This is a genomic window from Nonomuraea angiospora, from assembly GCF_014873145.1.
Classification (GTDB): domain Bacteria; phylum Actinomycetota; class Actinomycetes; order Streptosporangiales; family Streptosporangiaceae; genus Nonomuraea; species Nonomuraea angiospora.
In genome coordinates, this window is the sequence record NZ_JADBEK010000001.1 from 5,854,127 (window position 1) to 5,878,977 (window position 24,851).

Annotated in this window: 27 protein-coding genes and 1 tRNA gene; 17 read left to right on the forward strand and 11 right to left on the reverse strand. The window is 71.3% G+C overall.

What is annotated here, in order from left to right:
• Positions 1–34 precede the first annotated feature (34 nt).
• The gene (locus tag H4W80_RS26265; protein WP_318787066.1) at positions 35–784 is read right to left on the reverse strand and encodes a thioesterase II family protein; all 750 of its coding nucleotides are present in this window, start codon (positions 782–784) and stop codon (positions 35–37) included.
• 336 nt (positions 785–1,120) lie between these two features.
• Between H4W80_RS26265 and H4W80_RS26270 the strand changes: the two genes are divergently transcribed.
• Positions 1,121–2,161: a MupA/Atu3671 family FMN-dependent luciferase-like monooxygenase gene (locus tag H4W80_RS26270; RefSeq protein WP_192787525.1), complete on the forward strand. Its 1,041-nt coding sequence runs from the start codon at positions 1,121–1,123 to the stop codon at positions 2,159–2,161.
• Positions 2,158–2,676, forward strand: coding sequence for a flavin reductase family protein (locus H4W80_RS26275; RefSeq protein WP_192787526.1), 519 nt, complete (start codon positions 2,158–2,160; stop codon positions 2,674–2,676). The genes H4W80_RS26270 and H4W80_RS26275 overlap by 4 nt, the downstream gene beginning before the upstream one ends.
• A gap of 43 nt (positions 2,677–2,719) precedes the next feature.
• Here the strand turns inward: H4W80_RS26275 and H4W80_RS26280 are convergent.
• The 3 genes from H4W80_RS26280 to H4W80_RS26290 all read right to left on the reverse strand — a co-directional run bounded on the left by H4W80_RS26280 (position 2,720) and on the right by H4W80_RS26290 (position 4,388).
• Positions 2,720–2,793: transfer RNA gene (locus H4W80_RS26280), tRNA-Lys, on the reverse strand.
• Positions 2,794–2,834: 41 nt separating this feature from the next.
• Positions 2,835–3,758, reverse strand: a complete 924-nt coding sequence (locus tag H4W80_RS26285; RefSeq protein ID WP_192787527.1) for a nucleoside hydrolase — start codon at positions 3,756–3,758, stop codon at positions 2,835–2,837.
• A gap of 237 nt (positions 3,759–3,995) precedes the next feature.
• Positions 3,996–4,388 (reverse strand): OsmC family protein, encoded by a 393-nt coding sequence (locus H4W80_RS26290; protein WP_192787528.1) that lies wholly within the window; start codon positions 4,386–4,388, stop codon positions 3,996–3,998.
• Positions 4,389–4,440: 52 nt separating this feature from the next.
• Between H4W80_RS26290 and H4W80_RS26295 the strand changes: the two genes are divergently transcribed.
• Positions 4,441–5,142: a ferredoxin reductase domain-containing protein gene (locus tag H4W80_RS26295; protein ID WP_192787529.1), complete on the forward strand. Its 702-nt coding sequence runs from the start codon at positions 4,441–4,443 to the stop codon at positions 5,140–5,142.
• 50 nt (positions 5,143–5,192) lie between these two features.
• The gene (locus H4W80_RS26300; protein WP_192787530.1) at positions 5,193–5,969 is read left to right on the forward strand and encodes an FAD:protein FMN transferase; all 777 of its coding nucleotides are present in this window, start codon (positions 5,193–5,195) and stop codon (positions 5,967–5,969) included.
• 73 nt (positions 5,970–6,042) lie between these two features.
• Here H4W80_RS26300 and H4W80_RS26305 read toward each other — a convergent pair whose 3' ends face one another.
• Positions 6,043–6,318 carry a hypothetical protein gene (locus H4W80_RS26305; protein ID WP_185068012.1) on the reverse strand — a complete coding sequence of 92 codons (276 nt, stop codon included), beginning with the start codon at positions 6,316–6,318 and terminating at the stop codon, positions 6,043–6,045.
• A gap of 133 nt (positions 6,319–6,451) precedes the next feature.
• Here H4W80_RS26305 and H4W80_RS26310 point away from each other — a divergent pair, with 133 nt between their 5' ends.
• Both H4W80_RS26310 and H4W80_RS26315 read left to right on the forward strand, forming a co-directional pair.
• Complete coding sequence (locus H4W80_RS26310) at positions 6,452–6,832, forward strand: phage holin family protein (RefSeq protein WP_192787531.1); 381 nt, start codon at positions 6,452–6,454, stop codon at positions 6,830–6,832.
• Between the two features lie 7 nt (positions 6,833–6,839).
• Positions 6,840–8,213, forward strand: coding sequence for an aromatic amino acid lyase (locus tag H4W80_RS26315; RefSeq protein ID WP_192787532.1), 1,374 nt, complete (start codon positions 6,840–6,842; stop codon positions 8,211–8,213).
• 149 nt (positions 8,214–8,362) lie between these two features.
• Here the strand turns inward: H4W80_RS26315 and H4W80_RS26320 are convergent, their stop codons facing one another.
• Positions 8,363–9,322: a LacI family DNA-binding transcriptional regulator gene (locus H4W80_RS26320; RefSeq protein ID WP_318787067.1), complete on the reverse strand. Its 960-nt coding sequence runs from the start codon at positions 9,320–9,322 to the stop codon at positions 8,363–8,365.
• 274 nt (positions 9,323–9,596) lie between these two features.
• Between H4W80_RS26320 and H4W80_RS26325 the strand changes: the two genes are divergently transcribed.
• Together H4W80_RS26325 and H4W80_RS26330 are read left to right on the forward strand one after the other, a co-directional pair.
• Positions 9,597–10,457 (forward strand): amidohydrolase family protein, encoded by an 861-nt coding sequence (locus H4W80_RS26325; RefSeq protein ID WP_192787534.1) that lies wholly within the window; start codon positions 9,597–9,599, stop codon positions 10,455–10,457.
• Complete coding sequence (locus tag H4W80_RS26330) at positions 10,454–10,987, forward strand: cysteine dioxygenase (RefSeq protein WP_192787535.1); 534 nt, start codon at positions 10,454–10,456, stop codon at positions 10,985–10,987. The genes H4W80_RS26325 and H4W80_RS26330 overlap by 4 nt, the downstream gene beginning before the upstream one ends.
• Here H4W80_RS26330 and H4W80_RS26335 read toward each other — a convergent pair.
• Together H4W80_RS26335 and H4W80_RS26340 are read right to left on the reverse strand one after the other, a co-directional pair.
• A complete protein-coding gene (locus H4W80_RS26335) occupies positions 10,956–11,624 on the reverse strand; it encodes a (2Fe-2S)-binding protein (protein WP_192787536.1) in 669 nt (222 codons plus the stop codon). The genes H4W80_RS26330 and H4W80_RS26335 overlap by 32 nt on opposite strands.
• A 10-nt stretch (positions 11,625–11,634) precedes the next feature.
• The gene (locus H4W80_RS26340; protein ID WP_192787537.1) at positions 11,635–12,807 is read right to left on the reverse strand and encodes a CynX/NimT family MFS transporter; all 1,173 of its coding nucleotides are present in this window, start codon (positions 12,805–12,807) and stop codon (positions 11,635–11,637) included.
• A gap of 67 nt (positions 12,808–12,874) precedes the next feature.
• On the opposite strand from H4W80_RS26340, the gene H4W80_RS26345 reads away from it, so the two are divergent.
• Entirely contained in the window at positions 12,875–13,861 is a 987-nt protein-coding gene (locus H4W80_RS26345; protein WP_378525613.1) for a LacI family DNA-binding transcriptional regulator, read from the forward strand.
• A 37-nt stretch (positions 13,862–13,898) separates the two neighbouring features.
• Here the strand turns inward: H4W80_RS26345 and H4W80_RS26350 are convergent, their stop codons facing one another.
• Positions 13,899–14,219: a hypothetical protein gene (locus H4W80_RS26350; RefSeq protein ID WP_192787538.1), complete on the reverse strand. Its 321-nt coding sequence runs from the start codon at positions 14,217–14,219 to the stop codon at positions 13,899–13,901.
• 185 nt (positions 14,220–14,404) lie between these two features.
• On the opposite strand from H4W80_RS26350, the gene H4W80_RS26355 reads away from it, so the two are divergent.
• From H4W80_RS26355 to H4W80_RS26390, 8 genes are all read left to right on the forward strand, one after another.
• Positions 14,405–15,370: a sugar-binding transcriptional regulator gene (locus H4W80_RS26355; RefSeq protein WP_192787539.1), complete on the forward strand. Its 966-nt coding sequence runs from the start codon at positions 14,405–14,407 to the stop codon at positions 15,368–15,370.
• 135 nt (positions 15,371–15,505) lie between these two features.
• Positions 15,506–16,600: an ABC transporter substrate-binding protein gene (locus tag H4W80_RS26360; RefSeq protein WP_318787068.1), complete on the forward strand. Its 1,095-nt coding sequence runs from the start codon at positions 15,506–15,508 to the stop codon at positions 16,598–16,600.
• Positions 16,600–17,361, forward strand: a complete 762-nt coding sequence (locus tag H4W80_RS26365) for an ATP-binding cassette domain-containing protein (RefSeq protein ID WP_192787540.1) — start codon at positions 16,600–16,602, stop codon at positions 17,359–17,361. Before H4W80_RS26360 ends, H4W80_RS26365 begins: the two co-directional genes overlap by 1 nt.
• Positions 17,358–18,590, forward strand: coding sequence for a sugar ABC transporter permease (locus H4W80_RS26370; RefSeq protein ID WP_192787541.1), 1,233 nt, complete (start codon positions 17,358–17,360; stop codon positions 18,588–18,590). Before H4W80_RS26365 ends, H4W80_RS26370 begins: the two co-directional genes overlap by 4 nt.
• Positions 18,590–20,065, forward strand: a complete 1,476-nt coding sequence (locus H4W80_RS26375; protein WP_192787542.1) for an FGGY-family carbohydrate kinase — start codon at positions 18,590–18,592, stop codon at positions 20,063–20,065. The genes H4W80_RS26370 and H4W80_RS26375 overlap by 1 nt, the downstream gene beginning before the upstream one ends.
• Complete coding sequence (locus H4W80_RS26380; protein ID WP_192787543.1) at positions 20,062–21,486, forward strand: FGGY-family carbohydrate kinase; 1,425 nt, start codon at positions 20,062–20,064, stop codon at positions 21,484–21,486. The genes H4W80_RS26375 and H4W80_RS26380 overlap by 4 nt, the downstream gene beginning before the upstream one ends.
• On the forward strand, positions 21,483–22,100 hold the full coding sequence (locus H4W80_RS26385) for a histidine phosphatase family protein (protein WP_192787544.1): 618 nt from the start codon (positions 21,483–21,485) through the stop codon (positions 22,098–22,100). Before H4W80_RS26380 ends, H4W80_RS26385 begins: the two co-directional genes overlap by 4 nt.
• Positions 22,097–23,101 (forward strand): 2-hydroxyacid dehydrogenase, encoded by a 1,005-nt coding sequence (locus tag H4W80_RS26390; protein WP_192787545.1) that lies wholly within the window; start codon positions 22,097–22,099, stop codon positions 23,099–23,101. The genes H4W80_RS26385 and H4W80_RS26390 overlap by 4 nt, the downstream gene beginning before the upstream one ends.
• On the opposite strand, the gene H4W80_RS26395 is transcribed toward H4W80_RS26390, so the two are convergent.
• The gene (locus tag H4W80_RS26395) at positions 23,091–23,948 is read right to left on the reverse strand and encodes a carbohydrate ABC transporter permease (RefSeq protein ID WP_192787546.1); all 858 of its coding nucleotides are present in this window, start codon (positions 23,946–23,948) and stop codon (positions 23,091–23,093) included. The two genes, H4W80_RS26390 and H4W80_RS26395, sit on opposite strands and share 11 nt — an antisense overlap.
• Positions 23,945–24,832 (reverse strand): carbohydrate ABC transporter permease, encoded by an 888-nt coding sequence (locus H4W80_RS26400; RefSeq protein ID WP_192787547.1) that lies wholly within the window; start codon positions 24,830–24,832, stop codon positions 23,945–23,947. Before H4W80_RS26400 ends, H4W80_RS26395 begins: the two co-directional genes overlap by 4 nt.
• Positions 24,833–24,851 lie beyond the last annotated feature (19 nt).

The window sequence follows — 24,851 nt, forward strand, 5'->3', positions numbered from 1 at the left end:
CGCCTCGTACTCTTCCTGCAACCGAAAGGGGGACCTACGCCTGGACGGCGGGGATGTTCTCGGTGATCTTCCGCATGACCGCTGCCGCGTGTGAGTTCAGGTAGAAGTGGCCGCCGCGGAAGACGTGCATGTCGAACGGGCCGCTGGTGTGCTCTTTCCAGCGCTTGGCCTCGTCCAGCGACACGTGCGGGTCGGAGTCGCCGACCAGGGTGACGATCGGCGCGTCGATCTTGGTGCCGGGCGGGCAGCGGTAGGTCATGATCGCCGTGTAGTCGCCGCGCAGCGACGGAAGGATCATGTTCACGAGCTCGGGGTCGTCCAGCATCCGCGTGTCGGTGCCGCCGAGCCGCCGCACCTCGGCGATGAGCGCCCGGTCGCCCTCCTTGTGCACGGTCTCGACGCGTACGCTCGACGGCGCGCGCCGGCCGGACGCGAAGAGCACCAGCGGCGAGACGCCGTCGCCCATCAGCCTCTTGGCCACCTCGAACGCGACCACCGCGCCCATGCTGTGCCCGAAGAAGGCCATCGGCCGGTCCGCCAGGGGCAGGATCTCCCCGGTGACGCGATCGGCGAGGGTGCCGATGTCGTCGATGCACGGCTCCAGGCGGCGTTCCTGCCGGCCCGGGTACTGGATCGCCAGGACGTCGAGCCGCGGTGCGAGCTGTTTGGCGACCGGGTGGAAATAGGAGGCTGAGCCGCCCGCGTGCGGGAAGCAGATCAGACGGGTGGCGGATGCCGGTGCGGCGAAGAACCGCCGTACCCACGCTCCGGTTTCGGTGATCACTAGGGATTCCTTCCTTCTGCCGGCCAGGAATTCGGCACCACGCCGCGGGATATCACCGTTCATTCCAGCCCATGCGGCCGCGGCGTAGCCACGGGATTCGCCCCCTAATGTCCGGGGTCATTCCCCTAACGAATCCGCCGACGGCCGGGCGCGTGGTGAAGTCGCGTCGGGACAAGGGGCGATAAGGGTTGCCCGAGCGCATCAGACCGTGCTCAGCAGGGCGGACGCCCGGCGGCGGCACGCCTAGTGGGCGCTAGGGGTTACCCCGCTTTCGCTTCTCACAAATACTTGTGGCACCCGGACCGGGCGCATCAACGCGGCACGCAAGGAGAAACGATGGACTTTGGTCTCTTCTATTTCGCCGACGATGTCAGGGCGGGAACCGACCAGTACCGGCTGCTGCTGGAAGGGGCCAGGTTCGCCGACACCCACGGATTCTCCGCGGTGTGGACACCCGAGCGGCATTTTCATGAATTCGGCGGCCGATATCCCAATCCCGCCGTGAGCGCGGCGGCCGTCGCCGCCGTGACGGAGCGGGTCGCCATCCGCGCGGGAAGCGTCGTGGCGCCGCTGCACCACCCGGTTCGCATCGCCGAGGAATGGGCCATGGTGGACAACCTGTCCGGCGGCCGGGTCGGCGTGTCCTTCGCCCCGGGCTGGCATGTGGTCGACTTCGCGTTGCGGCCCGAGAACTACGCCGGTCGCCGGCAGGTGACGATGGACACCATCGACACGGTGCGGCGGCTGTGGCGGCAGGAGGAGGTGGAGCTGGTCGACGGGGCGGGCGAGTCGGTCAAGCTGCGCGCCTACCCGGCGCCGGTCCAGCCGGAGCTGCCCACGTGGCTCACCAGCTCGGGCAACCCGGAGACGTTCCGCCAGGCGGGCGACCTCGGCTACGGCATCCTGACGCACCTGCTCGGCCAGAGCCTGGACGACCTCGTACGCAAGGTCGCCGACTACCGCGAGCACTACGCCAGGGCGCACAGCGGCACCGGCCACGTCGCCCTGATGCTGCACACCTTCATCGGCGAGAACCGCGCCCGCGTGCGCGAGGTGGTCCACCAGCCCTTCACCGACTACCTGCGCAGCTCTCTCGGCCTGGTGCTGAAGGCGGCCGAGGACCTGATGCCCGGCATCGACCCGGACTCGATGGACCCGGAGGACATCGAGTTCCTCCTGGAGGTCTCGTTCGACCGCTATTTCGAGACGGGCGGCCTGTTCGGCACGGTCGACGACGGCATGGCCGTGCTGAGCTCGCTGCAGGAGATCGGCGTCGACGAGGTCGCCTGTCTCATCGACTTCGTCCCCGACACCGACACCGTCCTCGACGGGCTGCGCCACCTCGACGAGCTCAAGCGGCGCTGGAGCACACGATGATCGACAGCCTGCGGCTGAGGCGCGTGCTCGGCCACTACCCGACGGGGGTCGTCGTGATCGCGGCGCTGGAGGACGGCGAACCGCACGGTTTCACGGTCAACTCCTTCACCTCGGTCTCCCTCGACCCGCCCATCGTGAGCTTCTGCGCCGCCCACACCTCGGCCACCTGGCCCCGCATCAAGGCCGCGGGCGCGTTCACGATCAGCGTGCTGGGCGCCGGGCAGGAGCAGGTGTGCCGGTCGTTCGCGGCCAAGGGAAGCGACAAGTTCGCGGGGGTCGGCTGGTCGGTGCGGGAGAGCGGGCACCCGGCGATCACGGACGCGGTCGCGTGGATCGACTGCGTCCTGGACCTGAGCCACGTGGTGGGCGACCACGAGCTGATCCTCGCCAAGGTGGTGTCGCTCACCGTGAACGACTCCGACGACGACCCGCTCGTCTTCCACCGCGGGCGCCTCGGCCGGGTGTGCGCCGAGACCTTCCCGATCCTGACGCGACGATGCCCGGCCCTCGCCTGATCAAAAAAGCCCAGGCCACCTGAGTGACCTGGGCTTTTCGCTGTGCGCCGCCAGGGACTCGAACCCCGGACCCGCTGATTAAGAGTCAGCTGCTCTGACCAACTGAGCTAGCGGCGCAACAGGTGTAACTGTATCAGCCGCTGAGCCCTGCCCGCACATCATCCGAGCCGCCCCGCCAACCTCTCGTACGCTCCCAGCACCAGCTCCCAGAACCCCTTGACGTCGATCGATGTGGCCACGAGCGCGTTCGAGTCCTGCTCGCTCACCTTGAAGTCCGTCACGGTCATCCCCCGCGTGTAAAGGCCGGCGGTCTCGACGTTCACCATCGCGGGGACGCAGGTGAAGAGGGAGGGGTCGAGCACGTACGCCACCGCGCACGCGTCATGGATGGCCGGCCCGCCGTCGGCCGTCACCACGCCGTAGAACTGCGCGGCGGGCACCAGCAGCTCGGCCAGCTTGCCGAGAGGCCGCATCCGGTCCAGGACGTCGGAGGTGACCGTGGCCGACAGGGTGACGTCCAGGCCCAGCATCCGCACGGTCCATCCGGCGCCGAAGACGATGGCGGCCGCCTCCGGGTCGGCCAGCATGTTGAACTCGGCCGCCGGATTGTGGTTGCCACGAGTGAACGAGCCGCCCATGATCACCAGTTCGCGGGCCCACTCCACGACGCGCGGCTCGCGGCGTACGGCGAGGGCGATGTTCGTCAGCGGGCCCACGGCCACCAGCGTGATCTCGCCCGGGGCGGCCTTCAGGGTGTCCACGATGAAGTCGACCGCGTGGCCGTCCGAGGGCCCGAGCTGCGGAGTGGGGAGGACCACGCCGCCCAGGCCCGTGGTGCCGTGTACGCGGGTGGCGCGCACGGTCTCGCGCAGCAGGGCGCCGGCGCTGCCCGGCGTCACGGGGACGTTCCCCATCTCCAGGAACTCGCGCAGCGCGAGCGCGTTCGCGGTGGTCAAGGAGAGGTCAACGTTGCCCCCCACCGTGGTGATGCCCACCACGTCGAGGGAGGGGGAGCCGGCGGCCAGGGCCAGAGCGAGCGCGTCGTCGATGCCGGGGTCGCAGTCAATCAGCACTTTCTTCACGGAAGGGGAGGATACGCATAGATCGGGCCGGGCAGTTCCCCCAAAGCTGCCCGGCCCGATCGGCGGCGGTCCAGGCCGGCGATTCCCCCAAAACGCCGGCGGTCCCGCACTTGCGAACCGCGGTCCCCCTCCGCGTCCGCTTCGGTGAAGGTCTATTGGCCTCTTGACCTGCTACAACGCTACCGATACGAATGCAACGGTCGCGTCATAACGGGGTCGAATATCTGTTTAATCCGACTACGGAAGCTCCAACCGAACCTCCGTACCTTCCTGCAGCGACCTGCTCACCGTGCAGTACTTCTCGTGCACCCGCTCCGCGACCGCCCTGAACACCTCGTCGGCCTCCTCCGAGGGCAGCTCGACGTCGTACGTGACGGTGACCGGGCCCAGCTTGCTGGGCTCGACCTTGTCCGCCTGCACCGTCATCGCCAGGCGGACCAGCCGGTGGCCGCGCTTGGCGGTCAGCGGCTCGACCGTCACGATGTTGCAGCCGCCCACCGCCGCCAGCAGCAACTCCACCGGGGTGAACACCCCGTCCTCGTCCCCGCCGCCCATCCGCACCTCGGCGCCGCGGGCGTTCGTCGCCCGGAATCCGCCGTCCTCAGTTCGCTCGACACGCACGTTAGCCATGTTTCAGACCCTACTCAGAAACCTTTAATGTTCATTCAGCATCGTGAGTGGCATGGCTAGCGAGGCGAATGCGAACCAAGGTCCCGTCCTCTTCTGGTGCGGGGTCGCGGTGGCCGAGTTCGGTGCGATCCAGCCGGGATTCGGCTACCCCTGGCGACCCAGTGCCTACGCCGCCGCGGCGCTGCTCGTCGCGTTCGGCCTGATCACCGTCAAGGCCGCCGACTACCTCCGCACCGAGGAGGCCAGGCAGCGCCTGCGGCTCGGCAGCTATCTCGCCGGCGCGATGCTGGTGGCCCACCAGTTCAGCTCCACGGCGTACGTGACCGACCTCAGCCGCGCCGGCTCGCTCATCCTGTACGCGATGGCGGCCGTCATGGCGGTCTGGAGTCACCAGGTCTCTGACGCGACCAGGCCGACCCTGCTGATCGCCACCGGCCTCGACGCGGCCGCCCTGCGCGAACGGCTGGCCGGCACGCCCGGCACCGTGGCCGTCTACCGCACCGAGCGCGCCACCGACGAGCTGCGCGACCTGGAGGCCCGGTACGGGCTCATCCTCATCGAGGGCGCCGAGCACGACCCGCGGGCCAAGGAGCGCCTGAGCGCCTCCGGCCTGAGCCGCCAGATTCCCGACATCGCCGAGCGCGACGTGGTGGTGGCCGGTCCGCGGCAGTTCAAGAGGTACGTAGGCGGCGCGTTGTCACGCCTTGCTGTCCCAAGATCACAGATTTATTTCAAATCACGGCAAAAGGTTTAGCTCCACATTACGTGCCATCTGCAACGGTGGGCTGCGGACAAGGAGGCAAGGTGACGATTTTCCCCGGAAGCGCCCGTGTCGAGATGGTCATGGGCATGCCGGTCAGTGTGGACATCCGCACCGCTCTCCCGGCACGCGAGATGACGCCCCTGCTGGATGACGCGTTCTCCTGGCTGAGGTGGGTGGACGACACCTTCAGCCCGGTACGCGAGGACAGCCAGATCGGCCGGCTCAACCGCGGCCAGACGATCAAGCAGATCCCCGAGCTCATCGAGGTCCTCCACCGCTGCGACGAGATCAGCCAGGCCACCGACGGCTACTTCGAGGCCCGCATCAACGGCCTCACCGACCCGTCGGGCTACATCAAGGGCTGGGCGCTCGAACGCCTTTCCCGCGCCCTGGTCAACGCCGGCGCGGGCGACCACCGCATCAGCGCGGGCGAGGACATCAGGGTGCGCGGCTCGGCCGCCCCCGGCAAGCGCTGGCGGGTCGGCATCCGCGATCCGCGCAAGGACGTGATCCGCAAGGTCGTCTTCGCCCACGACCTCGGCATCGCCACCTCCGGCGGCGCGGCCGTCGTCAACCCGCACACCGGGACCGTCGAGGAGGGGCTCGGCTCGGTCACCGTGATCGGTCCCGACCTGGGCGTGGCCGACGCGTACGCCACCGCCATCTACGCCATGGGGCCCATGCTGGCCAGGCGTTTCGCGGCCGACCTGGCGGCGGCGGGACCGTACCAGACGATGATCATCACCCGTGACGGGCAGGAGATCAGCACGCCCGGCTTCGCGCAATACAGCGGCAGCGAGGCCCGCCTGGCGGGCTGAGCGCGCCCGCGCGATTACGGAGGGTGGACCGCACCGGCTCTGCGAGGCCACCTCCCGGCGCCCTGGGAGCACGTCAGGCGTCGGGATGTTTACGCAAATACTCTATGTAGATCGGGCGCAGCGCCTCCCCCAGCTGGCCCTCGCCGGAGGCGATGGCGTCGCTGAGCAGCGCGGAGACCCTGCTGAGGTCGTTGGCGGCCTCCGTGCCATGACCGCTGGCGGCCTCGGCCGCCGGGATCACCTTCAACAGGTCCCAGAGAAACCCCAGGTCCCCGTGGCGTACGGCGTACCGCACGGCACGGTCGTGCAACTCGTCGGCCGGCAACGACTCGAGCCCGTTCGCGTCCATCTCGCTCCCTCCCCTGGACGCCCCTGCCCGAGTTTGACCAACCATAACCGACAACTACGCACAGTAACCGTCGGGAATCGTAGTGGCCGCGCCACTATCGAAGTGCCGATCTCAAGTGGGAGGATCAAGCAGCGTGAGATTCATCATCAGAACCATCGCCGCGGCGGCGGCCCTCTGGGTGGCCATCCAACTGGTCCCCGGCATCGAGGTCAGCACCTCCACCAACTCCGCCAAATACTGGGGCGTGCTGCTGATCGTGGCGTTGATCTTCGGCATCGTGAACGCGATCGTCAAGCCCATCGTCAAGGCCCTCGGATGCGCCATCATCGTTCTGACGCTGGGCCTGTTCCTCCTCGTGATCAACGCGGCCATGCTGCTGCTGACGAGCTGGATCTCGACTCAGCTCGACATCCCCTTCCACGTCGACAACTTCTACCCGGCCGCCTTCTGGGGCGCGATCATCATCAGCGTGGTGAGCTGGCTGCTGGGCCTGTTCATTCCCGACGGCGACTGACCCGCCGGTGGAGCTCGACGGCGCCGGCCTGACCTGCGCGCAGGTCCACGAGGCCGCGTACGGCGGTGCCCGGGTCACGATCGCCTCCCTGGATCGGGCCCGGGCCGCGTGGGCCACCGCTCAGGAGCTCACGGGCCCCGTGTACGGCCGGAGCACCGGCGTGGGCGCCAACAGAGGCGTCATCCTCGACAAGCCCGGCCTCGACCTGCTCCGCAGCCACGTGTGCGGCGCCGGCCCACCGATCCCGCCGGCCCGCGCGCGGGCCATGCTCGTGGTCCGGCTCAACCAGCTCCTCGCCGGCGGCTCCGGCATCGACCCGGCCGTCCTGCCGGCGCTGGCCGAGGCGATCAACGGCGGCTTCACCCCGCCGATCCAGACGTACGGCGCCATCGGCACCGGCGACCTCGCCGCCCTCGCCACCACGGCCCTGTGCCTGCTCGGCGAGCTCCCCTGGCACCACGAACCCCCACCCCCGCTCCCTTCGGGGACACCGCCGATCGACGCCACCGCCACCGCTACCGCCGACCCCCGCTTCCCCTTCGCCCCTGAGGACGCGCTGCCGTTCATCAGCTCGGGAGCCGCCACGCTGGCCGACGCGGCCATCGCCTGCCACCGCCTCCGTCTCCTCCTGGACGCCGTCATCGACGTGGCGGCGATGTCGTTCACCGCCGTGGGCGCCTCGGCCGAGCCGCTGGCGGCCGCCGTGCAGGAGGCCCGTCCCCACGCCGGCCAGGCCGCCGTGGCCGCCCGCCTGCGCGGCCTGCTCACCCAGGAGCTGGCGACCCGCGTCCAGGACCCGTACGGCTACCGGGCCTTCGCCCAGGTGCACGGGGCCGCCGTGGACGCCCTCGACCGGGCCACGGCCGCCGTCGAGATCGACCTCAACGCCGCCGCCGAGAACCCCCTCATCTCCGGCTCCCTGGCCTGGCACAACGGCAACTTCCACTCGGCCCCGCTGGCGCTGGCGCTCGACGCGTTGCGCGCCGCGCTCGTACAGACGGCCCAGCTCAGCGCCGCCCGCCTGGCCACCCTCATGGACCCCGCCTACACCGGCCACCACCCGTTCCTCGCCGACCGCCCGGGGTCGTCGGGGGCGCTGATCCTGGAGTACGTCGCTCAGGACGCCCTGGCCGAGCTCCGCCTCCTCGCGACGCCGGTGACGACGGGCACGGTGGTGATCTCCCTGGGCACGGAGGACCACGCCGGCTTCGCCACCCAGGCGGCCCGCAACGCCCTGCGCTGCCTGGAGCCCCTGGAGATCGTCCTGGCCTGCGAACGCACCGCCGCCCTCCGCGCCCTCAACACCCCGACCCCGGACCGCCCCCTCACCGACGACCTCACCACCTCCCGCCACGCCCTGTCCCTTCACCCACCACCCTGACCCCGCTCCTCGGCATGCCGATCGGAAGCTGCACCGCCTTCGGGGGGCATCCCATCTTGGGAGGGCACCCGGCGACCGGGACATCCGGTGTCGAGGGGTGTCACGCACCGCCCATAAGCCCACGCGCGCGCACCGGGACCGGGGAGGCGTCAGCGCAGGCGGGCGACCGACCCGCGCTCGCGAAGGGTGGGTGCCTGGACGACGCGCCGCCGCCGGGTCCCCCCGTCCGCCGCCGCCGAGATGAGCCGGACCGCCGCCTTGACGATCCCGTCGATGTCCCAATCGACGGTCGTGAGACCAGGCGTGAGCAGCCCCGACATCGGGTGATCGTCATACCCCATGACCGACACGTCCTCGGGCACGGCCAGCCCCAGCTCCTGGGCGGCCGCGTAGACCCCGTAAGCGATCGAGTCCGCGAAGCAGAACACCGCGCTCGGCCCCTGCCCCGCCAGCAGCTCCCGCGCCGCCGCGGTGGCCCCCGCCAGGCCGTGCGGGGCGGTGGCGACCACGATGTCCAGCCCCAGGCGGTCGGCCTCGGCGGTGACGTGCACGTCGGCGGGCCGGTCGGGGGTGCTGGCCCGGGTCGGGGTGAGGACGGCGATGCGGCGGTGGCCCAGCGCGCGCAGGTGCTCCAGCGCCAGCGTCACGCCGCGCCGGTTGTCGAAGACGACCTCCCCGGCCGTGCCCGCGATCGAGTCGCCGATCGCGACCACCGGCAGCGACTCGCACAGCTCGGGCCAGAACGCCGCCGCCGGATCGATCGGCTGGACGATGAGCCCGTCGACGCGCTGGTCGCGCAGCCGCTGGGCGAAGGCCCGCTCGCGGGCGGGATCGCCCACCGCATCAAGGATCAGGGCATAGCGGTCTTTCTCCCGCAGCCCTCTGCTGATGCCGACCGCCAGGGACTGCTGCCACAGGTCCTCCAGCGAGCCGCACAGCAGGCCGATCATGCCGGTGCGCCCGCTGGCCAGGGCCCTGGCGATGGGGTCGGCCTCGTAGCCCAGCTCGGCCGCCGCCGCGCGGACGCGCTCCATGGTCTCCTCGGAGACCTGCAGGCCGCGCAGCGCATACGAGACGGCCGCTGGTGACAGGCCTGTGGCCTGAGCCACCTCCCGGATCGTGGCTCTCTTGCGAGGCATTAAGCCAGCCTATTCGCTAGCGCCGACAGAACGGATTCGCCTCAGCCGATTCGCGCTCCTCACCGAGCGAGCACCACCCCGGAACGCCGGGCCCGGCGGCGTTTCCGGCTGCCTCGGCGCCCGTTGACAACGGCCTTGTGAAGCGGTTCACTGAACCGTATCACTGAAACGCTTCACAGCTCAGTGTCGCAAGGTGGCGCGGGTTACCTGTAATGTTAGTAGGGAATAGGGGAAGGAGGAAGCCGTGAGCATCGACGTCCATCAGCATGTCTGGACGCGCCCGCTCGTCGACGCCCTGCGCGCCCGTTCCTCCCCTCCCCACGTCGACGGCTGGACGCTGTACCTCGACGACGAGCCCCCGTACGAGATCGACCCCCAGGACCTCGAGCACCGCGACACCACCGGCCTGGAGCTGGCGCTGGTGTCGCCGTCGAGCCCGCTCGGCGTCGAGTTCCTGCCGCCGGAGGAGTCCTGGCCGGTGATCGACGCCTACCACGACGGCGCGCTCGCGCTGGGCGAGCCGTTCGGGGCCTGGGCGTCCACGTGCCTCAGCCGGCCCGACCCCGAGCGCCTGGCCCGCGACCTCGGCCGCGGCCTCGCGGGGCTGCAGCTCCCCGCGACGGCCGTGCCCGACGACCGCCTGCTCGAGGTGCTGACGGACCTGGACCTTCCGCTGTTCGTCCACCCCGGCCCGGCCGCGAAGACCGCGGGCACGCCGCCCTGGTGGCCCGCCGTGGTGCCGTACGTCCAGCAGATGCACGCCGCGTGGCACTACTTCCACGCCGTCGTCCGCCCCAGGCACCCGCGGCTGCGCGTCTGCTTCGCCCTCCTCGCGGGGCTGGCGCCGCTGCACTCCGAGCGCCTGATCGCCAGGGGCGGCGGCAGCCGCGGCCTGGTCGATCCCAACTTCTTCGTGGAGACCTCCTCCTACGGCCCGCGGGCGATCGACGCGATCGTCCGCGAGCTGGGCATCGACGTCGTCGTCAACGGCTCCGACGCCCCCTACGCCACCGCACCCGAGCCCGGACTCGGCGCGGCCGCCGGCCACGCCATCCGGGTCGTCAACCCCCGTCGTCTGTTGACCAGAAAGGAGACTCGTACGTGAGCACGAAGCAGATCCAGGACGGGGGCACCTGTGCCCGGTTGCCCGAGCGCACGCTCGACCGGCGCGAACTGCGCGACCTGGTGAACGATCTGGCGGCCCACCCCGAGGAGTGGCGGGACCAGGTGCAGTTCCCCGCGGACGGCGGCAGGCACTACGCCTCGCTCTACCGCGACGCGTACGTGGACGTCTGGCTGCTCTGCTGGCGCCCCGAGGACGACACCGGCTGGCACGACCACGACATCTCCTCCGGCGCCGTCCACGTGGTGCAGGGCGCGCTCCTGGAGTGCAACCCGCGCATCGGCGGCGAGCACCTGGAGACCGTGGTCTCGGAGGGGCAGTCGTTCTCGTTCGGGCCCGACCACATCCACCGGCTCAACGGCGCGGTGGACGAGAGCGTCTCCATCCACGCCTACTCGCCGCCGCTGTGGCGGCTCGGCCAGTACTCCATCGACGGCACCGGCGTCATGCGCCGCGTCTCGGTGAGCTACGCCGACGAGCTCAGGCCGCTGGACGACGTGGTCGTGGCCTGAGCACGCAGCAGCTTCCGCAGGGCTCGACGTCGGGCAGTGTGACCCACAGGCAGCAGGTCCTGCGGAAGTAGCCGTCGCCGGCGGGCTCGATCAGCCCGTCGACCGGCGGGCCGATCCCCTTCAGCAGCCGCATGTAGTCGCCCGGCACGATCGACGTCAGCGGATGGGCGAGCGCCTCCGCCGTGGATCCCCACAGCGTCCGCTCGCCCACCTTCGCCACCGCCCCGACGGCCCGCACCAGCGGCGCCTGCGACTCGGCGAGCGCCTCGCGGATCGCGGCGGCCCCTTCGGACCAGCTCACCCGCGTGGCCGCGATCGTCACCCCGGCGTCCGACACCTTGAAGTACGTGTCCGCCGGCCGCATGATCGGCACCCGCCCGTCCAGCGCCCAGCCGAGCGCCATGGGCATCGTGTGCCAGTAGCCGTACGTCTTCCAGAACAGCGCCGCGCCGACGTGGCGCGGCGCGTTCCAGCGCGCGGCCGTCTCGTCGATCAGCCCGAGCAGCGCCGCGTACGGCTCCCGCAACAGCTCGGTGACCGGCGTCCAGCTGCCGTCGGGCTCGATGACCAGGCCGGGCTCGACGCCCAGCACCCCGCCACGCTCGTCGGCGACCCGCTGGAGCGTCTCGATCAGCACCTGAATCCCCCTATAGGTTAGCCTTACCTAAGGTAGCAGGCCGGCCCGCGAACCACCCAGCCACGATCTGCACCATGAGCACCCCGAGCCCCGCCAGCAGCGGCACCGTCCAGCCGCCGGAGACCTCCCTGAGGAACCCGAACAGCAACGGCCCCAGCGCCGCGATCGCGTACCCCACGGACTGCGCCACGGCCGACAGCGCGGTCACGGTCGCCGGATCGGCCGGCCGCAGCGCGATGATCAGCAGCGCCAGCGCGAACGAGGCGCCCTGGCCGATCCCCAGCACGATCATCCACAACCAGGGCGCGGCCGTGGGGGCCAGCAGCATGCCGAGGTAGCCGAGCACGGTCAGCACCCCGGCGCCGACCACGTACGGCACCTGCGAGGCCCGCCGGCCCGCCAGCACGGGGATGGCCAGCGAGGTGACGACCTGGACCAGGTTCGTCAGGCTGAGCAGGTAGCCGGCCTGGTCGGCGGGGAGTCCGGCCTCCAGGAAGATCGTCGGCAGCCAGGCCAGCATGACGTAGAAGGTGAGCGACTGCAGGCCCATGAGGGCGGTCACCCACCAGGTCACAGGGCTCCTGAGCACCGCTCCGAACGGCCTGGGCCCGTTCTGCGCCCCGCTCTGCTTGCGCAACGCCTGGGGCAGCCAGAGCAGCGCGGCCAGCAGGGCGGGCACGGCGAGCAGCGCGGAGACGCCGCGCCAGCCGTACCCGGTGGCGTGCTCGATGGGGATGACCAGCCCGGAGGCGAGGGTGGCGCCGGCCACCACCGAGGCGACGTAGACGCCGGTCAGCAGGTTGACCCGGGTGGGGAAGTGCTCCTTGACGACGGCGGGCATGGAGACGTTCATCACGGCGATCGCCGTGGCGGCGAGGGCGGAGCCGAGGTAGAGCACCGGCGCGCCGTCGAGGCCGCGCAGCGCCACGCCCGCCGCGATGACCAGCAGTCCGGCCAGCAGCGTGCGGTCGAGCCCGAAGCGCCGCGCGAGCAGCGGCGTGACCGGCCCGAACACCCCGAGACAGACCACCATGACCGTCGTGACGGCGCCGCCGCCGGCGGGCGACAGGCCCACGTCCGTCATGATCTCGTCGAGGAGCGGGGAGACACCCGCGATGGCGGGGCGCAGGTTGAGCGCGGCCAGTACGAACCCGGCGACCAGCACGGCAGATCTCAACGACATAGGGAACCACTCTCGCATAAGCCCTGACAGCGTTGTCTGCCTGGTCCGGGTGCGGAATGATCCTGGCGTGAGACCGACGATGAAGGACGTCGCCTCGGCGGCGGGCGTGGCGCTCAAGACCGTCTCGCGCGTCGTGAACGGCGAGCCCGGCGTCCACCCCGCCACGGCCGAGCGGGTGCGCGCGGCCATCGAGCGGCTGGGCTACAGCCGCAACGAGAGCGCGGCGGTGCTGCGCAGGGGCAGGACCGCCACGGTCGGGCTGGTCATCGAGGACGTGGCGGACCCGTTCTACTCGGGCCTGAGCCGGGCCGTCGAGGACGTCGTCATCGAGCACGGCTGCCTGCTGCTCAGCGGCTCGTCGAGCGAGGAGCCGCTCAGGGAGCGCGAGCTGGTCGAGACGTTCTGCGCGCGCCGGGTGGACGGGCTGATCGTGGTGCCCGCCGGCGAGGACCACTCCTACCTGCGGCCCGAGCTGGAGGCCGGCACGCCGGTGGTGTTCGCCGACCGGCCGCCGGGCGCGGGGATCGAGCTGGACACGGTGCTCGCCGACAACCTGGGCGGCGCCGGGCAGGCGATCCGCCACCTCATGGGCCACGGCCACAGCAGGATCGCCTTCCTCGGCGACGACCCGGGGATCTTCACCGCGGCCGAGCGGCTCAACGGCTACCGGCAGGCGCTCGGCGGGCTGTTCGACCAGCGGCTGGTGTCGATGCGGACGCCCTCGCTGGAGGGCGTCCGCGCGGACCTGGCCCGCATGTTCGCCCTGGACGATCCGCCGTCCGCGCTGTTCACCGGCAACGGCCGCTACACCGTGACGGCGCTGCGCGCGCTGGCCGGGCGCCGGGTGGCGCTGGTGGGGTTCGACGACTTCGAGCTGGCCGACCTGCTGACCCCCGGGGTGAGCGTGGTGGCGCAGGACCCGGCGTGGATGGGGCGGGTGGCGGCCGAGCTGCTCTTCCGCCGCCTGCGCGGCGACGCCGGCCCGCCGGAGCACATCGAGCTGCCGGTACGGCTCATCGCCCGCGGCTCCGGCGAGCTCCCCCCGCCGGGCTGACCGGCCAGCCTGGCGAACTCCCCGCCGGACTGACCGGTCAGACGATCCGCTCGTCCACGCCCACGGCGCCCACGCCGCTGGTGAAGATGCCGCCGCAGTAGCCCCGCGACTCCCCCGACGCGCCGGGCCCGAGCGTCACCCACTCGCCCACGACGTCCGGCGCCCGGCCGCAGACCACCACGGCCCGGAACCTCCAGGTCTGGCCCGTGGGGTTGGTGCAGGACGCGATGCCGAGATCCCTGTCCTGCGCGTGCACGTAGGTGTCGCAGCGCAGGACCGTGGCCGCCGCCACGGCGGGCGGCGCCATGTTCCCGGCCACCAGGCCGACGGCGACCGCGACCAACATCCCTTTGGACATTGCCTCTCTCCTGTCCCCCGTATTACTTTGCGCAGTCGATCGTAAGCGCAGCGTAGTGGCTCTGTCTGGAGAACGTCATGGCAGCTAGCCTTTCCAGCGGAGAGCTCGGTAGTGGCCCCCGGGCACATCACCGCCTATAGTCGTTTGCGCATCGGTTCAGCAAAAATGTTCACAGGAGCGCGCGCATGAATGCCGCCGACGTCGCACCCGAGACGCAGGCCAGGTTCCCGCTTGAGCTGATGTACGCGGCGGCCCAGCAGTACTACATCGAGGAGGCCACCCAGGGCGACATCGCCCAGCGGCTCGGTGTCTCCAGGGCCACCGTGAGCCGGCTGCTCACCGAGGCCCGCAAGCAGGGCATCGTCGAGATCAAGGTGCACCGGCCGGCCGCGCTGGAGGACGGCCCGCTGGCCGCCGAGGTGGCGCAGGCGCTCGACCTGCAGCGCGTCTACCTGGTCCCCAAGGTCAGCGGCCCCACCCTGGGCCCGTGGCTGGCCCCCGCCGTGACCCGGGCGCTCGCCGCGGTCGGGCTGGAGTCCGGCGACGTCGTGCTCGTCTCGTCCGGCACCACGGTCTACGAGTGCGCCCGCGAGGGGCTCGGCCAGTATCCGGGCGTCACGATCGCGCCCGCCGTGGGCGGCCAGGAGGAGCCGCAGCCCTGGTTCCAGACCAACGAGACCACCCGCATCCTGGCCGAACGCGCCGGCGGCGTGCCCGCCTACCTCTACGCTCCCGCGCTGCCCGGCCCCGAGCTGTTCTACTCGCTGCAGCACGAGCCGTCCGTACGCCGGGTCATGGACCTGTGGGCGCACGCCAAGTGCGCCATCGTCGGCGTCGGCTCGGCCCCGCTGATGCGGCAGATGACGCCCGCCCTCATGCCGCGCGACGCCGACAGCCTGCGCCAGGCCGTGGGCGACGTGTGCATGCGCGTCTACGACCGCGACGGCGAGCCGGTCACGTACCCGGGCAGCGAGCGCCTGGTCGCCACGAAGCCGGAGGAGTTGCGCCGCATCCCCGCCACGATCGCGGTCGCGGTGGGCGCCGAGAAGGTGCTGTCCATCGTCGCGGGCGCCAAGGGCGGCTACTTCAACCAGCTCGTCACCGATGTCCCGACCGCAGAGGGCCTGGTGGCCGCCGCCCGCCAGCTCTGAACATCTTTGCTGGACAAAGTTTCAGCACCCGCGCTACCGTGAGCCGCACCACAGGATGTGCCTGGTTGTGAGGGCATTGTCCTGTTTCGGGGGCAGTGCATCATGAATCCCGGTAGCAAGTGAGGAACGAAACCCGTGAACAGAGCTCAGATGCGGACCTCCGCGTTCGCCGCAGTGGCAGTGCTCGCAGGCTCGGTGCTGGCCGCGTGCGGCTCCGGCTCCGGCTCGACCGGCGGGGGCACGACCGGCGGCGGCAGCGGCGCCGTCCAGAACGCCAAGGTCGCCTTCCTCATGCCCGACCTCGCCTCCACCCGGTACGAGCTGGCCGACAAGCCGCTGTTCGAGGCCAAGATGAAGCAGCTCTGCCCGACCTGCCAGGTCATCTACCAGAACGCCGACTCCGACGCCGCCAAGCAGCAGCAACAGGCCAACTCCGCGCTCGCCCAGGGCGTCAAGGCCATCGTGCTCGACCCGGTCGACTCCGCCGCCGCGGCCACCATCGTCAAGACGGCCCAGTCGCAGCAGGTGGCGGTCATCGCCTACGACCGGCCGATCCCGGCCACGCCCGCCGACTACTACATCTCGTTCGACAACGAGAAGATCGGCTCCATGATCGCCCAGTCCCTGGTCGACCACCTGAAGAAGGAGAACGCCAAGGGCGGGATCCTCCAGGTCAACGGCTCGCCCACGGACGCGGCGGCCGGCCTGATCAAGAAGGGCATCCACAGCGCGGTCGCCCCGAGCGGGTTCAAGCTGCTGGCCGAGTACGACACCCCCGACTGGCAGCCGGAGAAGGCCCAGACCTGGGTCAGCGGCCAGATCACGCAGTTCAAGGACCAGATCGTCGGCGTGGTCGCGGCCAACGACGGCACCGGCGGCGGCTCGATCGCCGCGTTCAAGGCCGCGGGCGTGAAGGTGCCGCCGGTCACCGGCAACGACGCCGAGCTGGCCGCCGCCCAGCGCATCATCGCGGGCGACCAGTACAACACGATCTCCAAGCCGATCAAGATCGTGGCCGAGGCCTCCGCGAACGTGGCGTGGGAGTTCATGCAGGGCAAGAAGCCCGCGGGCAAGGCCACGCTCTACAACACCCCGTCGGAGCTGTTCGTGCCCACGGTGGTGACCAAGGAGAACATCAAGGAAGTGCTGTTCGACAGCGGCATCATGAAGGCCGCCGAGGCCTGCGCCGGCGAGTACGCCAAGGGCTGCGCCGAGCTCGGAATCAAGTGATGAGCGTCCTGTCTCTGCGCGGGATCAGCAAGACCTTCGGCGCGGTGGCGGCGCTGACCGACATCGAGCTCGACGTCGCCGCCGGCCAGGTCGTCGCGGTCGTGGGGGACAACGGCGCGGGCAAGTCGACCCTGGTCAAGATCCTCTCGGGCGTGCACCCGCCGGACGGCGGCACGATCACGTTCGAGGGGAACGAGGTCGACATCCCGACCCCGGCCGCCGCGCACAAGCTCGGCATCGCCACGGTCTTCCAGGACCTGGCGCTCTGCGAGAACCTCAACGTGATCCAGAACCTGTTCCTCGGCCAGGAGATCCGCCCGCTGCGCCTCAACGACGTGGCCATGGAGACCCGCTCGTGGGAGCTGCTCCGCCAGCTGTCCGCCAAGATCCCGAGCGTGCGGGTGCCGGTCGCGGCGCTGTCGGGCGGCCAGCGGCAGACGGTGGCCATCGCCCGGTCGCTGCTCGGCGACCCGAAGGTCATCATCCTCGACGAGCCCACCGCCGCGCTGGGCGTGGCGCAGACGGCCGAGGTGCTCAACCTGGTCGAGCGGCTGCGCGAGAACGGCCTGGGCGTCGTCATGATCAGCCACAACATGGCCGACGTGAAGGCCGTCGCCGACACCGTCGCCGTGCTGCGGCTCGGCCGCAATAACGGCGTGTTCGACGTGGACCAGGTCTCCACCGAGGACATCATCGCCGCCATCACCGGCGCCACCGACAACGTGGTCTCCAGGCGGGCGCAGAGGGGGAGTAGCTCATGAGCACAGTGACGACCGACCGCCAGGACGAGCGGCTGCGGGATCGCGACGGCCTGCGCGGCGCACTCGCCGACGTGGTCGAGCGGGCCCGCGGCGGCGACCTGGGCGTCATCCCCGTCGTGGTCGGGCTCGTGGTCATCTGGACGGTGCTGCAGATCCTGAACCCGATCTTCCTGTCCAGCGCGAACCTGGTGAACCTCACCCTGGAGTCCGCCGCCGTCGGCATCATCTCGCTCGGCATCGTCTGCGTGCTGCTGGTGGGCCAGATCGACCTGTCCGTCGGCTCGGTCAGCGGGCTGTCGGGCGCGGTGCTCGCGGTGCTGTTCGTGGGCCAGGGGCTGCCGGTCTGGCTGGCCATCGCCGCGGCCGTGATCATGGGCGCGGTCGTCGGCTGGGTGTACGGGCAGCTGTTCAACCGGTTCGGGGTGCCGAGCTTCGTGATCACGCTGGCCGGCCTGCTCGCCTTCCTCGGGCTCCAGCTGTACGTGCTGGGCACCAAGGGGTCGATCAACCTGCCCTTCGACTCGGGCCTGGTGAACTTCGCGCAGCTCGACTTCGTGCCGGCCTGGCTGTCGTACACGTTCGCGGTCGTCGCCGCCGTCTGGCTGTTCGTCACCGGATACCTGCACGCGCAGGAGCGGCGCAAGGCCGGGCTGTCGGCCAGGAGCGTGTCCACGCTGGCCGTCAGGAGCGCGGCGCTGCTGGTCGTGCTGGCCTTCGTGGTCTGGTACCTGGGCCAGACGCGCGGCGTGGGCTGGATGTTCGTCTTCTTCGTGGCGCTCGTGCTGATCATGCACTACCTGCTGTCGCGGACGAAGTGGGGCCGGGCCGTCTACGCCGTCGGCGGCAACGTGGAGGCCGCCCGCCGGGCCGGCATCAACGTCAGGGCCGTCTACACCTCGGTGTTCGTGCTCTGCTCGACGTTCGCCGCGGTCGGCGGCATCCTGGCCGCGGCCCGGCTCGCGGCGGCCAACCAGTCCAGCGGCGGCGGCGACGTCAACCTCAACGCCATCGCGGCGGCCGTGATCGGCGGGACGAGCCTGTTCGGCGGGCGCGGCACCGCGTTCGGCGCGCTGCTCGGGATCATCGTCATCCAGTCCATCTCCAGCGGTCTGACCCTGCTCAACCTCGACTCGTCGATCAGGTTCGTGGTCACCGGCGCAGTGCTGCTGCTCGCCGTGATCGTCGACTCCGTGTCGCGCCGGTCGAGGACCTCCCACGGCAGGGCCTGATGGCGATCATCTGCGTGGACGCGGGCACCACGGTCATCAAGGCGGTCGGATACGACGCCGAGGGCGCGGAGGCGTTCGTCGCCCGGCGGGAGACCGTGGTCTCCAGGCCCCTGCCCGGCCACGCCGAGCAGGACATGAACGCCGTCTGGGACGCGGTCGCCGCCACCGTGCGCGAGGTCGCCGCCCAGCTGGACGGGGTCGACTTCGTGGCCGTGACCGCCCAGGGCGACGGCTGCTGGCTGGTCGGCCCGGACGGCGAGCCGACCGGCCCCGCGATCCTCTGGAACGACGCCAGGGCGGCCTCGGCCGTGGACGGCTGGACCCGCTCCGGGATCGCGGCCGAGGCGTTCCGGCTCAACGGCTCGTCGGCCGCCTCCGGGCTGCCGCACGCGATCCTGACCTGGCTGCGCGCGAACGACCCCGGGCGGCTGGAGCGGTCGAGCGCCATGCTCACCTGCGGCGGCTGGATCTTCGCGCGGATGACCGGGGAGCTGGTCGCCGACGAGTCCGACGCCTCCGCGCCGTTCATGGACCTGCGGGCGCGGGCGTACTCCCCCTCGCTGCTGAGCCTGTTCGGGACGGAGTGGGCCGAGCGGCTGCTGCCCCCGATCCGCTCCGGCCACGTCGCCGAGCTGTCCAGGGACGCGGCCTCCGCGCTGGGGCTGCCCGCCGGGACGCCGGTCGTGATGGCCCCGTACGACATCGCCGCCACGGCGCTGGGCGCGGGCGCGGTGCGGGCCGGGCAGGCGTGCGGCATCCTCGGCACCACGCTCTGCACCGAGGTCATCGTCGACTCCGCCGACCTGGAGGGCGAGCCGATCGGGATCACGATCGCGCTGGCCGACGGCTACCTGCGGGCCTTCCCCACGTTCGCGGGCACCGAGGTGGTGCAGTGGACGTGCCGCATGATGGGGCTGAGCGGCCCGGCCGAGCTGGGCGACCTGGCCCTGCTGAGCGAGCCGGGCGCGCGCGGGCTGACGTTCCTGCCCTACATGTCGCCCGCCGGTGAGCGGGCGCCGTTCTCCGACCCGCTGGCCAAGGGGTCGCTGCTGGGCATGTCGTTCGAGCACGGCCGCGAGGACATGGCGCGGGCGGTGCTCGAAGGGCTGACGATGGTCATCCGCGACTGCCTGGCCGCCACCCGCGCGGCGCCGACAGAGCTGCGCGTGTGCGGCGGCGGCTCGAACAGCACCGTCTGGCTCCAGCTGATCGCCGACATCACGGGGCTGCCCGTGCGCCGCCCGGCGGACGCCGAGGTGGGCGCTCGGGGCGCGTACTTGGTGGGACTGGCCGCCACCGGCGCCGCTCCGTCCATCGCCACGGCGGCCTCGAAGCATGTACGGATGCGCGACGCGCTCGAACCCAAGCCCGCCAACCAGGCGCTGTACGACCGGCTGTTCGACGACTTCCTGACCCTGCGCCAGGCGAACGCGGTCTCCTGGCCGCTGCTGGCCGAGATGAGGGGCCGTACATGAGCGTATTTGTGGGCATCGATCTCGGGACCCAGAGCGTGCGGGCGATGGCCGTCGCCGGGGACGGGCAGGTGCTCGGCACCGCCGCCCGGCCGCTGACCAGCCACCGCGACGGGCCCCGCCACGAGCAGGACCCCGAGCAGTGGTGGCGCGAGCTGGCCGCCGCCACCCGCGAGGCGCTGCGCGACGTGCCGTCCGAGCAGGTGGCGGGCGTGGCCGTGGCCGCCACGTCTGGAACGATCCTGCTCACCGGCCCTGACGGCCGGGCGCTGACGCCCGCGCTCATGTACGACGACCGGCGCGCCGACGCCGGTCGCGCCAACGAGGTCGGCGCCCGCGTGTGGGAGCGGCTGGGCTACCGGCGCATGCAGCCCAACTGGGCGCTGCCCAAGCTGCTGTGGCTGCTCCAGGACGCCCCCGCCGGGGCGCGCCTCGCGCACCAGAACGACTTCGTCAACCGGCGTCTCGTCGGCCACGAGGTGGCCACCGACCTCAGCAACGCGCTCAAGACCGGCGTGGACCTCATCGAGGAGCGCTGGCCATCCGAGGTGCTGGACGCCCTGGACGTGCCCGCGGAGCTGCTCCCCGAGGTCGTACGGCCCGGCACCCGCCTGGGCGTGGTCTGCGCGGCCGCCGCCGAGGAGACCGGCATCCCCGCGGGCACGCCCGTGATCGCCGGGACCACGGACGGGTGCGCGGCCCAGCTCGGCGCGGGCGCCACCCGGGTCGGGAGCTGGAACTCGGTGCTGGGCACGACGCTGGTGCTCAAGGGCGTGACGAAGGAGCTGATCCACGACCCGCTCGGCGTCGTCTACTCGCACCGCGCGCCGGACGGCTCGTGGCTGCCGGGCGGCGCGTCGAGCACCGGCGCCGGCGTGCTCTCCCGCGACCTGCCCGGCCGCGACCTCGACGCGCTGAGCGCCCGGGCCGCCGCCCGCCCGGGCCCGCCCGCGAGCGTCACGTACCCGCTGGTCTCGCGGGGCGAGCGCTTCCCGTTCGACGCCCCCGGCGCCGAGGGGTTCACGCTCGGCAGCCCGGCCGACGATGTCGAGCGCTACGCGGCGATCCTGCTCGGCGCGGCCTTCGTCGAGCGCCTCTGCTTCGACTACCTCGACCTCCTCGGCGCCCCCGTGGACGGCGAGATCATCCTGACCGGCGGCGCCACCCGCAGCGCGTACTGGACCCGGCTCAGGGCGGACGTCCTGGGACGTCCCGTGACGCTGCGGGAGAACGCCGAGCCCGCCCTGGGCATGGCCGTCCTGGCGGGCGGCGACCCCGGCCGGATGATCAGGACCCGCGCGGTCGTCGACCCGTCGGGAGCCGACCTCACGGAGCCCTACCTGCGCTTCGTCACCGAGCTGGAAGGGCGCGGCTGGCTCGACCCGGCCGCCGCCCGGCACGCACGCGAGAGGACCGCCCGATGACCGACCTCGTCCTGGTCCGCCACGGCGAGACCGTCTGGCACGCCGAGAACCGCTATGCGGGCGTCAGCGACATCGAGCTGACCCCGCGCGGCCACGCCCAGGCCGCCCAGCTGGCCGAGTGGGCCGGTCAGGCGGGCCTGGCGGCCGTGTGGGCCTCCACCCTCAGCCGGGCCCGGATCACCGCCGCGGCCGGCGCCGACCAGGCGGGGGTGGAGCTCCGGACCGACCCGAGGCTGCGGGAGCTGGACTTCGGTGAGGGCGAGGGCCTGACCTCGGCCGAGATGGCGGCCCGCTTCCCCGAGGCCCGCGCCGCGTTCGAGTCCGACCCCGCCGCGCACCCGCTGCCCGGCGGCGAGGACCCGAGCCTGGCCGCCGACCGGTTCGTGGCCGCCCTCGGCGACATCGCCGCCGCCCACCCCGACGGGCGCGTGCTGGTGGTCGCGCACACGACCGCCATCAGGCTCGCCCTGTGCCGCCTGATCGGGGTGCCGCTCGGCGAGTACCGGCGGCTGTTCCCGCGGCTGGACAACTGTGCCCTGACCGAGCTGCGCCTGCGTACCGGGCGGCGAGCCGCGATGCTGCAGTACAACTCCCCGATTGGAGCCGTTCGTTGACCATCCGAGTGCTTGCCGCGGGCGACCACTTCGTCCAGAACCGCCTGCTCATCGACGCGCTCAGACGCGAGGTCCCCGGCGAGCTGGACATCAGCGAGCTCACGCTGCCGTGGCCGGTCGAGCCGTTCGGCCGGGTGGGCGAGGTGGACGAGGCCTCGGACGTGGAGGACGAGCTGATCGAGGCGCTACGCGGCGTCGAGGTCTGCGTGACCCAGATGGCCCCTTTGACCAAGCGGGTCCTGGACGCCTCTCCCGACCTGCGGCTGTTCTCCGTGAGCCGGGGCGGTCCCGTCAACGCCAACCTGGAGGCGGCCAAGGCGGCGGGCGTGGCGGTGACGTTCGCGCCGGGCCGCAACGCGGTGGCCACCGCCGAGCACACCCTGGCCATGCTGCTGGCCGCCACCCGCAGGATCCCCCAGACGCACGACGACCTGGCGGGGGGCGTGTGGCGGGGCGACTACTACATGTACGACAACGTCGGCCCCGAGCTGGACGGCAACACGGTCGGCCTGGTCGGCTACGGCGCCATCGGCCGCCGCGTGGCCCGCATGCTCGAAGGCTTCGGCGCGCAGGTCCTGGTCCACGACCCGTACGTGGACGTGCCCGGCCGGGTGGAGCTGGACGAGCTGCTCCGGCGCTCCCACTTCGTCTCCCTGCACGCCCGCGCCACCCCCGAGACCAACGGCATGATCGGCGCGGCCGAGATCGCCGCCATGCCGCGCGGCTCGGTCCTGGTCAACTGCGCCAGGGGCGCGCTGGTCGACTACGACGCCGTGTGCGACGCCCTGGAGTCGGGCCACCTGTTCGGGGCCGCCATGGACGTCTTCCCGGAGGAGCCCATCCCGGCCGGCTCGCGCCTGCTCACGACCCCGAACCTGATCATGACCCCGCACCTGGCCGGGGCCAGCAAGCAGACGGCCATGAACGCGGCCTCGATCGTGGCCGCCGACGTGGCCCGCTACGTACGCGGCGAGCCCCTGGCTCACCTGGCTACCCCTTGAGCGCTCCCGCCATCAGCCCCCGCATGAAGAACCTCCCCAGCACGACGTAGATCAGCATCGTCGGGATCGACGACAGGATGGCCGCCGCCATCTGCTGGCTGTACGGGGTGGCCTGCGCACCGGCGATGTTGTTCAGCATCACGGTCGTGGGCCAGCTCGTCGGCCCGGTCAGGAAGACGGCGAACAGGAAGTCGTTCCAGAGCGAGGTGAACTGCCAGATGACGACCACCGCGATCGCGGGCCCCGACACCGGCAGCACCACCGACCAGTACGCCCGCAGCATGCCCGCCCCGTCCACCCGGGAGGCCTCGATCAGCTCGTCGGGGATCGTGACGTAGTAGTTGCGGAAGATCAGCGTGCAGATCGGGATGCCGTACACGACGTGGGCCAGCACCAGCCCGGGGATGCCGCCGTAGAAGACGCCCTGCAGCCCGGTCAGCTCGTTCAGCCCCACGAGCAGCTGCACCAGCGGGATCATGACCCCCTGGTACGGGATGAACATGCCGAACAGGAACAGCGTGAACAGCACGTCCGCCCCGGGGAAGCGCCACTTGGACAGCACGTAGCCGTTCATGGAGCCGAGCGCGCACGACAGCAGCGAGCCCGGCACGGCCAGCAGCACGCTGTTCCACAGGCCGGGGGCCAGCTTCTCCCACGCCACCTGCCACGCCTCGGTCGTCCACGTGCGCGGCAGGTTCCACGCCTGGCCGGGGTCGGCCTCCGTGAGCGGTTTGAAGCTGGTGACCAGCAGCACGTAGATGGGGATCAGGAAGACCACCACGAAGAGGATCAGCAGCCCGAAGCGCAGCCAGGGGAAGGCCGTCCGGCGCGTGGCCACCGCCGTCATGAGCGCCTCTCCTTACGCACGGACCAGATCAGGTACGGGATCACGAAGATCGCCACGCTCAGCACGATGTACGACGCGATCGTGGCGCCCTTGGCGGGGTCGTGCGAGTCGAACACCGCCACCCACATGAACACCGCGGGCACGTCCGTGATGATCTGCTTGCCCGACACCGCCACGATCAGGTCGAACACCTTGAGCGAGATGTGCCCCAGGATGATCAGCGCGGACAGCGTGACCGGCCGCAGCAGGGGCAGCACCACGTGCCGGTAGACGCCCCACTCGGTGCAGCCGTCCACCCGCGCGGCCTCCCGCAGCTCCTCGGGCACGCCGCGGAAGCCCGCCAAAAACAACGCCATGACATATCCGGACATCTGCCAGATGGCGGGGATCGCCATCGCGGCCATCCCCCAGTCCGGATCCCTGAACCACTGCCACTGCGGCAGCCCGATCCAGTCGAACAGCCGGTTCAGCCCGACCGCCCGCTCCCCCGTCCCCGAGTTCATCAGCCACCGCCACACGATGCCGGTCGCGACGAACGAGATGGCCATCGGGAACAGATAGATCGCCCGGAACGTCCCCTCGCCCCTGATCCCCTTCTCCATGAGGAAGGCCAGCAGCCACCCGAGCAGGAGCGCGCCCACCACGAACGCGACCGTGAAGACGATCGCGTGGTTCACCGAGAGGTGCCACCGCGGCTGGTCCCAGATGTCGATGAAGTTCCGCAGCCCCACGAACTTCCCCTCGGACACCTCATCGTGCTTGTCCGTCATGGCCAGCCGGAAGTTCCAGCCGAGCATGCCGTACACGAAGACGCCGATCAGCACGATCGACGGCGTGACGAGGAGGAGTCCGGGCAGCCACGTGCGTGCCCGCCTCACAAGCATTCCCTCCCACGGGCGCGGC